At 41.2% G+C, this 12,890-nt stretch carries 12 protein-coding genes and 1 pseudogene; 10 read left to right on the plus strand and 3 right to left on the minus strand.

Features of this window, described 5'->3' with window-relative positions; genetic code table 11:
• The first annotated feature begins 760 nt into the window (after window positions 1-760).
• Complete coding sequence (locus tag QZ995_RS16465; protein ID WP_301808990.1) at window positions 761-1,138, plus strand: serine hydrolase; 378 nt, start codon at window positions 761-763, stop codon at window positions 1,136-1,138.
• Window positions 1,139-1,409: 271 nt separating this feature from the next.
• Window positions 1,410-1,862 (plus strand): nucleoside deaminase, encoded by a 453-nt coding sequence (locus QZ995_RS16470; protein ID WP_301808926.1) that lies wholly within the window; start codon window positions 1,410-1,412, stop codon window positions 1,860-1,862.
• Window positions 1,863-2,127: 265 nt separating this feature from the next.
• Here QZ995_RS16470 and QZ995_RS16475 read toward each other — a convergent pair whose 3' ends face one another.
• Window positions 2,128-2,379 carry a hypothetical protein gene (locus tag QZ995_RS16475; RefSeq protein WP_301808927.1) on the minus strand — a complete coding sequence of 84 codons (252 nt, stop codon included), beginning with the start codon at window positions 2,377-2,379 and terminating at the stop codon, window positions 2,128-2,130.
• A 314-nt stretch (window positions 2,380-2,693) separates the two neighbouring features.
• Here QZ995_RS16475 and QZ995_RS16480 point away from each other — a divergent pair, with 314 nt between their 5' ends.
• The 5 genes from QZ995_RS16480 (at window position 2,694) to QZ995_RS16500 (ending at window position 8,398) form a co-directional block, all read left to right on the plus strand.
• Window positions 2,694-4,175 (plus strand): HAMP domain-containing sensor histidine kinase, encoded by a 1,482-nt coding sequence (locus QZ995_RS16480; protein ID WP_301808928.1) that lies wholly within the window; start codon window positions 2,694-2,696, stop codon window positions 4,173-4,175.
• Entirely contained in the window at window positions 4,172-4,867 is a 696-nt protein-coding gene (locus QZ995_RS16485; RefSeq protein ID WP_301808931.1) for a response regulator transcription factor, read from the plus strand. Before QZ995_RS16480 ends, QZ995_RS16485 begins: the two co-directional genes overlap by 4 nt.
• Window positions 4,868-4,999: 132 nt before the next feature.
• Window positions 5,000-6,481, plus strand: a complete 1,482-nt coding sequence (locus QZ995_RS16490) for an S-layer homology domain-containing protein (RefSeq protein ID WP_301808932.1) — start codon at window positions 5,000-5,002, stop codon at window positions 6,479-6,481.
• Window positions 6,482-6,853: 372 nt separating this feature from the next.
• Entirely contained in the window at window positions 6,854-7,960 is a 1,107-nt protein-coding gene (locus QZ995_RS16495) for a DUF3626 domain-containing protein (RefSeq protein ID WP_301808991.1), read from the plus strand.
• Between the two features lie 150 nt (window positions 7,961-8,110).
• Window positions 8,111-8,398, plus strand: coding sequence for a hypothetical protein (locus QZ995_RS16500; protein ID WP_301808933.1), 288 nt, complete (start codon window positions 8,111-8,113; stop codon window positions 8,396-8,398).
• 173 nt (window positions 8,399-8,571) lie between these two features.
• On the opposite strand, the gene QZ995_RS16505 is transcribed toward QZ995_RS16500, so the two are convergent.
• Window positions 8,572-9,348, minus strand: a complete 777-nt coding sequence (locus tag QZ995_RS16505) for a C39 family peptidase (protein WP_301808934.1) — start codon at window positions 9,346-9,348, stop codon at window positions 8,572-8,574.
• A gap of 443 nt (window positions 9,349-9,791) precedes the next feature.
• Here QZ995_RS16505 and QZ995_RS16510 point away from each other — a divergent pair.
• Window positions 9,792-10,018, plus strand: a pseudogene (locus tag QZ995_RS16510) (SDR family oxidoreductase); the annotation flags it as partial.
• A gap of 212 nt (window positions 10,019-10,230) precedes the next feature.
• Here QZ995_RS16510 and QZ995_RS16515 read toward each other — a convergent pair.
• Window positions 10,231-10,725 (minus strand): peptidoglycan recognition protein family protein, encoded by a 495-nt coding sequence (locus QZ995_RS16515; RefSeq protein ID WP_301808935.1) that lies wholly within the window; start codon window positions 10,723-10,725, stop codon window positions 10,231-10,233.
• Window positions 10,726-11,316: 591 nt separating this feature from the next.
• Between QZ995_RS16515 and QZ995_RS16520 the strand changes: the two genes are divergently transcribed.
• Both QZ995_RS16520 and QZ995_RS16525 read left to right on the plus strand, forming a co-directional pair.
• Complete coding sequence (locus QZ995_RS16520) at window positions 11,317-11,802, plus strand: AbfB domain-containing protein (RefSeq protein WP_301808937.1); 486 nt, start codon at window positions 11,317-11,319, stop codon at window positions 11,800-11,802.
• A gap of 138 nt (window positions 11,803-11,940) precedes the next feature.
• Window positions 11,941-12,828 (plus strand): LysM peptidoglycan-binding domain-containing protein, encoded by an 888-nt coding sequence (locus QZ995_RS16525; protein WP_301808939.1) that lies wholly within the window; start codon window positions 11,941-11,943, stop codon window positions 12,826-12,828.
• Window positions 12,829-12,890: the final 62 nt, after the last annotated feature.

Raw genomic sequence — 12,890 nt, forward strand, 5'->3', positions numbered from 1 at the left:
AATCTGATGAGTACCTTTGAGAATGACAAGGAGACGGCCCATTACGTATACTATGAGATAGGACGCATATTGTCTGTCTAACATCCAGGAATGGGCAAGATCACCTATGCGTACGATACGTCTGCGACAGGGGATACCTTGCATGTCCAGTATCCAAACGGTACCAAAATCGAGAAAGGACTCAACTCATTTGATCAGACAATAGAGGCGCAGCATTTCCTGTCCAACAACAAGGCGTGGGAAGAATAATACCAATATAATGGCTTTAGAGATTTAGCTGAAACAAGCTCTTAGAACTGATAACAGATTGGAAAGATAGTGATAAAATATTTGTTGTCAGTATGCATTTTTGACTAATTATAAGCAAGAGTGTTCTACTTTTATTAATCAAATAAAACGGCTCGTTTCATCCGTATTCATTTCCTATAAGTTCATTAAAAAACCAAGATGTGTTCGTGAAACTAAACTAATTCCAATGATTTGTAATAGTTCCTTTAGTTTGTTATATTTAAAAAACAGTATTTAATTTCAATTATTTAGTAAAGATTTTTAAAGTTGAGAAGAGGTACTTAAGCATGATTGATAATGGATTTAGCAGAAGAAAAAGAAATTTTAGAACCAGATAAATTAACTTTTAAGGAATCATTAGAACATCTTGAAAATCATCAAATAATTAATTTCGCTGCAGGTACAAAGTTTGAATAAGTGACACAGGACATTTTTATTATCTATTATAGTAGAAAAAGCAAGTGGACAGCGTCTGCGTAAGTTTGCAAAGGAGCGTATTTTTCAACCTTTAAATATGAAAGATACAACAATTGTAGACTCTTATCCTACAAACTTATCAATTGCTCGTGGTTCCACCAAAAACGAGCAAGGAACGTATGAAATCTTTGAGAACCCTTGGGAACATACAGGTGATGGGGCCGTACATTCAAATGTTGACGACATGATAACGTGGGGAGAAAACTTCACTTCTGGTAGAGATAGAGGGAAAGAGCTTGTTAAAAGAATCGAGAAAGTCGGTCCAAAAACAACGCCATCTAGTGACAAAATTATTGACATAGAGACTATGCTTTTGGCATATTTTATCCCTCGATCTTTCGACTTTCATTATTTAGAACACGGCGAAGTTTGAGCAGGCTATCAGTCGCAATTCTTACGCTTTCCAAAAGAAAAATTGACAATTATCGCATTAATCAATTGTGAAGATTTCGAAACTTATAAATATATACATAAAATTGCTGGAATCCTTCTAGGAAAAAGCGTGAAAGATTAAAGGCTAAAGAATAGATAGCAGCATTGAATGAATTCGCTTTTTTCAGCGGGTTGATTGTGTCGTTTGTCTTGTACACTTTATTAGCTAGAGTAAAGAAATCATGAAACAAATGAGATGGAGGTACGGAACGGTGGATTTCTTGAAATTGGCTGCTGAAGCGACGATCGAAGGTATGGATAATCAAGCGGGAGGGCCGTTTGGCGCAACCATTGTTAGAGGAGATGAAGTTATTGCCGTTGTAGCCAACACCATGATGCGGGATACGGATCCTTCTGCGCATGCGGAAATGGTAGCAATCAGAGAAGCTTGTAAAAAATTGGACACAATGGACTTGTCTGATTGTGTAATTTATGCAACATGCGAGCCATGCCCGATGTGTGTAGGGGCAATCATTTGGTCCGGCATAAAAAAAGTGTACTATTGCAACACCGCAGAAGACGCGGATAAGCACGGTTTTTCCGATATGCATATTCGTAAATATTTGACCGGAGAAGATAAGAGCGTTCTGAACATGGTCAAGGTCGAGAAAAGAGAAGATTGCGATCAATTATTTGAGCATTTCCACAACCTGAACAAAAAATAGTTCATGTGAGAAACGGATCCGGACCGTTTCCCGTATTGTCAAACCTCAAGAAGCTGAACCTTTGTAAAATGGAAGTGACGAGCACCCATCAAAGGAAGGCTTCTTTTTCATGGAATAGAAGGATTGAGGCAAGACCAGATTATTAATTTTTGCAAAATCCTGAATCTGGTTTGGCGTGCAAGCGGCACCAGGCGAGTGGAACCCGCCAGAAAGCCGAGCAGGAATCGGATCATGTACGATAGTAAGGGATTTATCCGCGTCAAGGCTACGCCCTGTCCCCGTTTCTCATATGTTCGGCTTTTTTATTGCCGATTTTAAACGAGAACCCAATCATAACCGCTACCGTAAAAATCAATCCAATGGCAGCAGTGGGGAAACTGCCCGTATAATCATGGATAAATCTCACTGGAAAGGGAATCAGGGAAGCAAAAATGTAGCCGCCGGACTGCATCATGGCAGATAGCGCGCTTGCTTCTTCCGCAATTGATGTTTCATCCAAAGGCAACCTTAAAGCCACAGGGAAGAGTCATCTTGTCCCAATCCCTAAAAATGCAGGCTAGCCATGTCCTCGAAGGTCAATATTAGTGCAACCTTACAGCCACCAGCCACATCCGTTAATACGATAAATTTGCGATCCGGTTTTACACACGATACACATCAAGGAGGGTGCGCCCAGCCGCAGCTTGTCAATTATTTACCGCTTCGACCGTATCTGAGCCGGGCAGCCAAGCATTTATTAAACAAATACAGGAGTGCTTTCAAAGCTAGTCCAGGAGTTATAGTCAAAAAACGATGGTATGTTCTATTCCCCCTAGTCGAACGAGGTGAGCTATGTCCATTAGAGTCAAACTATTGCTGTCTTATACAGGTATGCTTATCATTAGCCTTTCGGTCTTTTTCTTAACTGCCAGTCTGTTCACGATCGCAGCTACAGGCGACGTTCACAGTATTCGGGATTTCTATAAAGTCCACTACCAGCTTAATCCGCTGACTGAACAAGAGGAATCGATCTTTCTCGAATTAAAATATCTCGCCAAAAACGAACCGGATCAATTGCAAAATGAAGAGCTTCTGCTAGACTACGATTTCAAGCTTAAAACTGTGAGGGCCGGTCTCTACGTCCGCCGGGAAAGCAATCAGGTCTTTGCGTCGCGTACCTTTAACCAGCCTGCATTGGAGCAGAATCTGCCTCCCTATGATCTGGACAACAATCAGATTCGCAATACCTTTAACATTGGCGAAAGATTTTATGCCTACGCTAAATACGACTTCCGCTTTTCGGATGGCGCCCAAGGCGGCGTCTTCGTTATACGGGAGCGAAGCCCTTTTGGTGAAGTGATACGCAGGCTGTTACCCATCCTCATTCTAATTCTCATCGGCGTCGTCGTGGTTGCGAATATGCTGTTATACCGCTGGATTACCAGAAGCGTCGTCAAACCCCTTGATTTGCTTCGGACTTCGGCTGATCACATCAAGGAGGGCAATCTCCAATTTTCACTTGATCTGCGTTCAAAGGACGAAATCGGGCAATTGAACGAGACGTTTGAAAATATGCGAAAGAGACTGCTTGAATCGGTTCAGCTTCGATTAAAAGACGAGGAGAACCGGAAAGAACTAATCTCCAACATCTCTCATGATTTGCGTACGCCTATTACTAATATAAAAGGCTATATCGAAGGAATACGGGATGGGGTCGCAGATACTCCTGAGAAAATGAACAAGTACGTGAACATCATTTATTCCAAAGCCAACGATCTGGATAAACTCGTAGACGAACTATTTCTCTACTCCAGGCTCGATTTAAAGCAAGTCCCGTTCTTCTTTGAGCATGTAGATATTGTTGGTTTTTTAGATGAGTGTATTGACGAACTGTATTATGAATTGGAGGAAAAAGGAATCCTGCTTGAGTGGGGGAAGCGTCCAAGTCAGAGCATTGAAGTACTTGCCGATGTGGAGAAATTAAAACGTATAGTACTTAATATTATTAGCAATGCTCAGAATTTTATGGACAAAAAGCAAAAAATGATTCGCGTCTCCGTACAAGTTTCCCCAGTATGGGTCACCATTGAAATACGGGATAACGGGAAGGGCATCCCGCCTGAAGCCATACCCCATGTTTTCCAACGATTTTATCGTGCAGAGCAATCCCGCAATTCTTCAACAGGCGGCAGCGGACTGGGGCTTGCCATTGCGAATCAAATCATAGAAGGACATGGAGGCTCCATCTGGGTAAACAGCGAGCTAGGCATCGGCACGAGCCTGTTCTTTACCCTGAAACGAATGACGAACGAAGGAGGTACACCAAACCAATGACGACACGAATCCTTATCATTGAAGATGAAACTACGATCGCTGAGCTGCAGCGGGATTATTTTGAACTAAATGGCTTTCTCGTTGATTTATGTCATTCAGGCAATGATGGTTTACAGCTTGCGCTTCATGGGGATTACAATCTTATTATTGTAGACTTACAGCTTCCTGTGATGAACGGCTTTGAATTATGCAATCAAATCAGACAAAGCAAGGAAGTGCCAATTCTGATTGTCTCTGCAAAAAAAGAAGAGATTGATAAAATTCGCGCCTTTAATCTTGGCGCCGACGATTACATTACCAAACCATTCAGCCCTAGCGAGCTAGTGGCGAGAGCCAAGGCACATCTAGCGAGATATGAACGGCTATTGGGCAGACAGAAGACTGATCATAAGTCCGAAATTCATATTCGCGGCTTGGTCATTGATAAAGTTGCCCACAGAGTCTACGTACGAAATCAAGAAGTGATATTTACAACCCGTGAATTTACCCTGCTTGAATTTTTTGCAAGCAATCCCAATCGTGTCTTTAGCAAAAATGAGTTATTTGAACGAATATGGGGTATGGATTCCAGTGGGGATATTGCAACCGTTACCGTACATGTTCGCAAATTGAGGGAAAAGATAGAAGTCGATCCTTCCAACCCGCAGTATATCGAAACTGTCTGGGGTGCCGGATACCGATTTTCCGTGTGATCGATTTTATAATTTGTTAAGAAAGATTTTAGAATCGGTTTATCCCGAGTTTCTTCGGGGTTTATATCCCTCCTTTATCATAGAGTTATGACGAATTACTACTATGCCTATTATCTGGAGGAGGAGTTACCGATGAATGAATATTCTAATAAAGTGGCTGTTTTGATGCTGGCAGCTGCCTTGGGAACGGCATTCGTTCCATTTACCGCTCTGTATGCAGAAGCTGCATCAACGAGCCTCTCATCACAGGAAATTCAACAAGCAGTCAACAAACTCGCTGAACTTCGCGTGATGCATGGCTACGAAAAAGGCTCCATACGGATTGAGAACCAGATCACTCGCGCCGAACTGGCGAAAACGGTCGTCCTTACGTTTGGTCTCCAAGGGAAAGGGGGCAATTTGCCTAGCTTCAAGGATGTAAATCAGGATGATTTGTACTACAATTACGCCGCTGAACTGGTAGCACAAGAAATCATGCAGGCGGAAGAAGGACGCTTTAATCCACATGGAACTGTGACACATGCGGAGTTAGTACAAATCGTGTCCAAAGCGTTGAAACGTGATATGAAATCCGTGAATTACTGGATGGAGCGTTTTTATAGAGCCGATAACAATGCCACTCGCGGCGAAACAGCGTACCTGCTGAATATCGCTCGTCAGGCGATTCCTTCGGCAAATGCGAAAATTACGAGCGTTCGTCCGCTGAATGCCATTACCTTGATTGTGACTTTTGACGCTCCTTTGACAGCTGAGAATGAAGTATTTGCCAAGACAAAAAAAGACTTTGTATTTAACGATGGACTGACCTTGAATAATATGCCGCGGTTAAAAACGGGTTCGATTGCAACGTATATCGTACCAACAACCGTACAAAAACCAGGTACGACGTATACCCTGACCTACAGAGGCCAAAAAGCGGGTACATTTACAGGTAACGCAACCAAGCTTGACATGACGGAAGCTAGACAGGTTTCGAACGATACTTTCGAGTTGGAAGCTCTCAAGGCTAATGGAGTAGTAGACTACGGATATGTTATCAGCGCATACAGCGGCGGCCGCGGAGCGAATGCATTCGTCCTGGATGAGAACAACAGAGCGGATGGAAGAACCTATCAGATCATCTCCTCCGGTCAAGGCAGAGAAGTCATGATTACTCCGGAAGGCGGTCAACCGATCGTAGCCAAATACGTCCCGTTCACCCAATCGACGGATGGCAAGCAAGAACCAAAATTCCGTTTGCCGGAAGGTCAGGTGCTGACACCCGGTGTTAAATATACCGTTACCTCGGATTGGACGGAAATTGCCAATCAGACATTCGTAGCCGAGGATATCGCACCGCTGAAAATCGTCAAAGCGGAGGCAATCAGTGAAACATCCATTGCCGTTACTTTGGCAAAGGACCCGGGAGATGAGCTGTTCTCCGGCCGCAGTGTGGAATTGACCGATGCAGAGGGTAATAAACTGACCGGTACTTATAAATATTCAAGCCGCAAAGGTGCAGTGGGCGTGTTCGATCTTGCGCAGGACAGCAAATTGACTAAAGGAGCAGCTTATACCGTTACTCCCGTTGGCGACTGGGCCGGCCAGTCCAAGGTTGGGCTGACGTTCAACTAACAAATCTGTATCTGAAGCTCTAGAAATCAAAGGAAAGGTGTGGGTTCGCTGTGGCTGTGGTACGCGGAATTAGTCTTTTCATCTTGGCTATCGCTCAAAAAAGGATAGAGCATAGTTTTCCTGATGCAAGATATTTATGCGGATGGAAGTACCAGGGATGGTATTATACCTGCAGATGGCCCCTGTCATTATGATAATGGCAGGGGTATTTTGCCAATGTATTCATTTGCTTCATATCTTATATGCGGGTGGGCTATAAGAAGATTAGACAAATCTCAAATAACAAGGCAGTGACAACTTCGGATAAAATAAAGTCCTAGACTACCGCTGCCTTTATTAAGCTTTCGATAACCATTAGTTCAACGGAAGGTGATACAAGTGTCAGATAAAAAAGAGCTGTCAAGTGTACAGCACTTGGCTATTGAGCATATTTCACAATACGCAAGAACACGAAAACATGAAGCTCACAAGTCAATTAAGGAAATTCTTCAGATGTCAAATATCTCTTGGAAGACATTTGCAGACGCTGTGATTAAGCTGATGTCGCATGCGAGGGTCGCATTGCATTTCCATCCTGATCGACCAATTGCAGACATGAAAAGTGTAGCTCAGTCATTGCTTGAACAGGGAATTTATAAGAGTCAGTTCGAAACTCACATTTCCAATGGGAGCGTATCGGCTTATCCAGGTGGCGTACGGGATCTTTGGGAGAAAAAGTTGTTTGGAGGCGTTTATCAATTAGATGACGTGACCAATAATCAACGCCCAAAGTACGGGGCACTACATGTAATGTTACACCCGGATGGACCTGCTCCACGGTTTGGTTCATGCTACTTTCTTTTATCACCTAAGGTTTCTTATCGTTGCACATACACTTATTTGGATTCGCATCAGGATCCAAAGGAAAAGGGGACCTATGACGAGTTTGATGACATATTAGCAGCGATTTTGAAAGATGCATTTTTACTGGAATATGCGATCGGGGAGAAAGATCTGACACCACGGAAATTGATTGATCATCTCTTGTATCATCTGGAACGGCCATTCAAGGATTTTTCAAAGGATAAGCCCAGCCGAAACCTTAATCACTATATTGAGGCTCAGGTTCATGGGGATATTACTTTAGTAGATGACATAGAAGTGCTTGTTGCCGATCCTTCGTTTAAAGGCACGTACATAGGAGAATGCTTAGAAAAAATGTGCTCAGAGTATTCTATTGAGCTTTACTGGCATATGGGATTTTCTTTGCGAGTGGAAGAAATACCCGAGGATTTTAGAGGGCCAACCATGCCTTCCTTAGCCAAACGGATAGCGTGGAATGATTATATCGACGCCAGCGTGATCGGAGCTGCCGTCAATGATTTGAAACGTAATCCAGAACATTGGAGCGACAGAGGTGACTATGAAAAGGTACTTCAAGAATTAAAATACTTGTGGCATGTTTTAGTTCGATTTGGCAACCCTTTTGCACGGGAATGAAGGATTTACTATTGAAGCTTACAGAAAAAGCAGAAGAGAACTGAAATTTTTACGTAATTGGTGAGTATGTAGATATACATGGATTAAAAGGAGGTTGTTTTATGAAGGAGATGAACTACGGTCATTAACTTCCCGGTTAGGAGGTTATTGATGAGCAGAAGCTACAAGAAATTTCCAATAGTTAAGGATAAAACGGGCCCTGGAAAAAAGTTTGCTAAAAGATTAGCTAGTAAAGCAGTTAGGAGATACAAAGATGGAATCCGTAACGGGTCTATGTATCGAAGGATTTTTTGCTCATGGAATATTAATGATTTGCGGTTCTATAAGACATTAAGTGAGGCAATTCATTATTGGGAAACAAGCGACGCTCCCATAAAGATAGCACAGTCCAGACAACAAGTCTTTAACGAATGGGCAAAACACTACTACCGAAAATAGAATAGAAAATAAGGTGTACAGGGAAGTTACACTAATAAAAGAGCAGATAAGAGACTGCTCTTTTATTTGGTAGAAAAATAAAAAATCGACTTTTTCATGAGGACAATCACTGAACGTACAAAGTTCACGTTTTTACCTTGGACCCCTATAGATATTTAATGAATTTGAATTGGTTAACGATATGATAAGGCTTGTTTTCCCAATGCATTCCAAGATTGGATGAAAGTTTCTTGGTTTACCTTACGGGCTTTTTTTTCGCTTAAAGGATCATTAATATAAATGTACCCATCCTCAAAACCTGTAAGGACAACAGCGTGTAAATCTAGGGGAGTTGTAATTTGTTTGTTCCCATGTTTCCAAGACTCCCATCTATCCGGAACTTTGTAATCTCCTGTCGTCCAAACCACCACAGGTTTATTCATTTTGATTTGAGTTAGCACATCATTGAAAGGTTTTCCTGTTAAGTTCACTGTGCGATTTGGAAGATAATGTTCCATCAATTCTTGCAGCGGTTGTACGTAGACAGCATATCCCTTATTTTTCCCTGTTATATCTCCAACGAAACCTTCTTTAGGATCTCCCCATTGAATAATGTTCCCGCTTTTATTCATTGACAGTGGGTCATTATCTTTTTTGATGCTGTTAGCTAACTCCATTTTATTAACTTTGATGCCAGCGTGCTGTAATACCATCGCTAAGCTTGTAACTTCGCATCCGTATTTCAGTTCAGGTTTTTGTAATATTAATGGCACGTCTAAAATGACTTTTTCTTGGATGGAAGGAGTTGGGGATTGTAGAGGTTCGTTTTGGGACGACGGATGCTTCACATTTTTTGTTAATTCAACATCTTCATGTCCAACGTTAGATCCTTGCTTTTCAACTGGAAATTGTTTTGTAAAACAGCCCGCTAAAATTGAAAAAAGGACATATATAATCAGAAGTCTTTTCACATCATACACCTTCTTTATGTAGTTCAATACATGTCATAATATCTCATTAAGTATCGTTTTTTATTAATTTTGTGCTTTAATTCCTCATAAAAATATTCAATACTAATGTAACTGTTATTGGGGGACGAATGAGATTCGTGTAAAAACAGGTCATTGGATTACAGTCTTTACCAAATGATAATTTGCTTATATTGTTTGTTTAAAACTACCTACCTAAACGTTATGACTGCATAAGTAGCACAACATTATGGAGCCCATCGGTGGATACGTAGAAGGCAAATGGATAATCCTTTAAAGTTTGAATAGAAGTTTGGCCAATCGATTAAAAAATAGAGCAGAACCTTGTTTTAGTTTTATTAAACGATATCTGATCCTGCGTTAACCTCATTGAAATAGACTTGAATTCTGAATGGGAGCACAACATTCCAAAATCACCTGATCATCTAGAGAGCCGTAATATTACGGTGAAGCGATCCTGTCTGGCATTATTAATACAGAGATGAATGCTGAGACTTTGCAAGTTCCCAATGGACAGAAAATTGCCGCCGCTCTTTCAACATTCAACAGATGGGGGGAACCTGAAGATGGGGCGGATATTGCTGGATCTTGCTTCATCTGACAGCAGATAGCTGGACATTTAATTGATGCAAGTGGCAGATCTCATCTGTGAATCAGTTAATGATTGCTAGCAGAAAAGCACCCCAAATAAATAACACCTCACGTACGGAGCAAGACAAAGATAACGAAAAAGCCCTCTGACCGAAAAAATAAAGCATCGGAGGGCTTTTACTTGTTGGATTCAACACCTATCTGAAGAGGACATTTACCTTTAAAAAAATTTCTTTTTCCTTTAAGTGGGTTCCTAAATATTACTTTTCCATATTATAGCTTTTCTTTTACTTTCTCGATAAATTGTTCCCAGCCATTTGGACGCTCACGAATGATATGAGGGCAGTTTTTGCCTGTCCATTTGTGATGCTGCACAAGTGCTTCTATGTTGAGATTGTGATTATTCAATAGCTTCGCTGCCAGTTCAGCTGCATTATCTTCAGCTTTTCTTCGATTGCCATCCCTGTTTTCACATATCTCAATCCCGATACTATATGTGTTACCAGGTCCTTCTCCTCCGTCTCCAGCATGGAAGCCTTTTTCTGTAATTGGCAGATGTTGAACTGCTCTTTTGTCATCTACTGTATAGTGCCAACTAACAGGTTTATTTGCTGCTTCGTCCCCTTTAAGATATTCTGCATGATTTAGAGCATTCGCACCGTTCGCGTCATTTGCTGTATCATGTATTGTAATGAATTTGGGGCCGTGAAGAGGTGTTCCAGGTCTGTTTTTACGACCCACAGGAATAAAATTTTGAACGATTTCCATAAGAGAAACTCACTGCTTTCTATTTTAACTAAAAGTCTAATTTATTTTTATCGCAAACCGGTTTTTTATACACAACAAATACTATTATTGGAACTAACCTCCCTGAAGGCCAATATAACAACTATTCCTGAAATTAACCTATTAGATTCTGTGTATCCTTAATCAAGGAATTATAGTACTTTCTTTGCCCCAGTGAGATTACCAATGAAAATATGAAAATAATATGTTGCAGGACTTTTAGAAAAATCAATTAATAAAGCTACCCTCAAAGTGGAGAATTTTATGATGCTGAGTTATTTTCGATTCATATCTACTATTTTCTCTTATAAACAAAGCAACAAAAAGACGTTGAAAACTATTCTTTCACAATTCTTTCGGCTTAACAAAGAATCATGCCAGTCCAGTGATTTATCAGAAAATTCTTCATTTCCTCACCAATATAGCTTTGATTGAATAAAAATTACAATTAACACCAATGTAGGTTTTTGACATAAGAAACAGCCACAACCATGCACATGCATCCAGGCTGTCCTAAATTAGGCATAGAAAAAGGGGTTGCGATAAAAATTTTTCTTAGTAAGGAGGCATAGTATGACTTACATTTCTCTAGAATCCGTCAACTATCCGAATCGGTTTATCCGTCATGCGAATTTTCTTGGGGAGCTCACTCCAGTCCAAAGTGATTTAGACCGACATGATGCCACATTTGATTGGACAGGAGATTGGAGGTTTGGAGCGGAAGGGAGACTTAGATCCATTAACTACCCGCTGCATTACCTACGACATCAAAACTTTCGGCTTAAGCTTCACGAGGCCGGTTATCCATTTGGACGCCCTCCGACACCAGAGGAGCGGCTAGCCATCCTGGACTCAACCTTTATCATGGTACCCGGTCTTACAGATCCTACAAATCGAAGCCTGGTCTCATTTCGTTCAAAGAATTTTCCTGACCGTTTCATTCGTCACCGGAATTTTAATCTCTGGGTAGAACCGGCAGATAGCGATTTAGCTCGTGCGGATGCCACATTCAAGCTACGAGGCCAACCTTTCGTTCCAGAGCCGCCGGGTCCTAGATAAAAAACCCCCCGGATTACTGACAAAGGGTATATGCGAGACGCCTGGTTCTCGCGTATACCCTGTTACTTCCCTTGATACTGAAGGTGAGAAGCATTCATTTTTTCTTACCTAAAGGTATTACATAAAGGAGAGATCATTATGCTGTATTTTATAAAGGAAAATGATACCTTACAGAAAATCGCAAGCAAATTTGAAAGTTCCGTTAGAGAAATTCTAAAGGCGAATATTATTTGTGATCCAAACAGAATTTTTCCAGGAGTGCCTTTGATTATCCCAAAAAAAGGTCAGGATTTACCACAAGCAGGCGGGGGACCGTATTATGTTGTACAATCTGGCGATACTTTAGAGTGCTTGGCATATCGTTTTCACACAACGGTAAAAAATCTTACAGAAGTCAACCATCTATATGATCCAGGCTCTCTGCGCGCTGGCACTGAATTGCTTGTTGGTATTCAGAAATACAATCCTAAGGAGCTTTACGAAAAGTGGAGAACAGCCGGAGATACAGAATTGAAATGCAGCGCTTCCTCGCTACATGAGGTTTTTTACAGAGGTTCATACGAATGGGAAGCGATAGGAGATGCTGCTGTTCCCTACTTATCCAAGCTACTTAAACATCCTTGTGACGGTATAAGGTTGGGAGCCGTAGAAAGCTTGGGGCGTATTGCAAGTACGAATGCACAGCATATATTAAGAGATTTTATCATAGAAGGCAAAGATCCTTTTCATATTGAAATAGCAAAAATAGCGTTGCAGAGGACAAAAGTTGTGGAACAAACGAATAGCAAACGATTCCATTTGACCACGAATGATTGGATTATCTTACAGGAACCTAGCTCAGAATCCATGAAAACCGACATTCCAAAAGGAACGGCCGTACTAGGAATACGTTGGAATATTCCGAGTCCCTTTCAAGAAGAAGGTCCAAGGGGAGGATTACAAACTTTTGATTATGTTCAAATTGTTGGAACAGGTCAAACTGGCTTCATGCCTCGCGTTGGCTATAATGCCATATGGTTAATTTGATTTGCCGAAGAAAGATATCATTTTATAGTACCAACTATTAGTATGAAGTGATAAAATCAAGT

The sequence above is a fragment of the Brevibacillus laterosporus genome (assembly GCF_030489605.1).
Classification (GTDB): domain Bacteria; phylum Bacillota; class Bacilli; order Brevibacillales; family Brevibacillaceae; genus Brevibacillus_B; species Brevibacillus_B laterosporus_E.

What these genes read in the sequence shown, in the direction of transcription:
- QZ995_RS16520 (WP_301808937.1), top strand. Translation starts at nt 11,317, where the DNA reads ATGACTTACATTTCTCTAGAATCCGTCAACTATCCGAATCGGTTTATC.
- QZ995_RS16500 (WP_301808933.1), top strand. Translation starts at nt 8,111, where the DNA reads ATGAGCAGAAGCTACAAGAAATTTCCAATAGTTAAGGATAAAACGGGC.
- QZ995_RS16525 (WP_301808939.1), top strand. Translation starts at nt 11,941, where the DNA reads ATGCTGTATTTTATAAAGGAAAATGATACCTTACAGAAAATCGCAAGC.
- QZ995_RS16480 (WP_301808928.1), top strand. Translation starts at nt 2,694, where the DNA reads ATGTCCATTAGAGTCAAACTATTGCTGTCTTATACAGGTATGCTTATC.
- QZ995_RS16485 (WP_301808931.1), top strand. Translation starts at nt 4,172, where the DNA reads ATGACGACACGAATCCTTATCATTGAAGATGAAACTACGATCGCTGAG.
- QZ995_RS16490 (WP_301808932.1), top strand. Translation starts at nt 5,000, where the DNA reads ATGAATGAATATTCTAATAAAGTGGCTGTTTTGATGCTGGCAGCTGCC.
- QZ995_RS16515 (WP_301808935.1), bottom strand. Translation starts at nt 10,725, where the DNA reads ATGGAAATCGTTCAAAATTTTATTCCTGTGGGTCGTAAAAACAGACCT.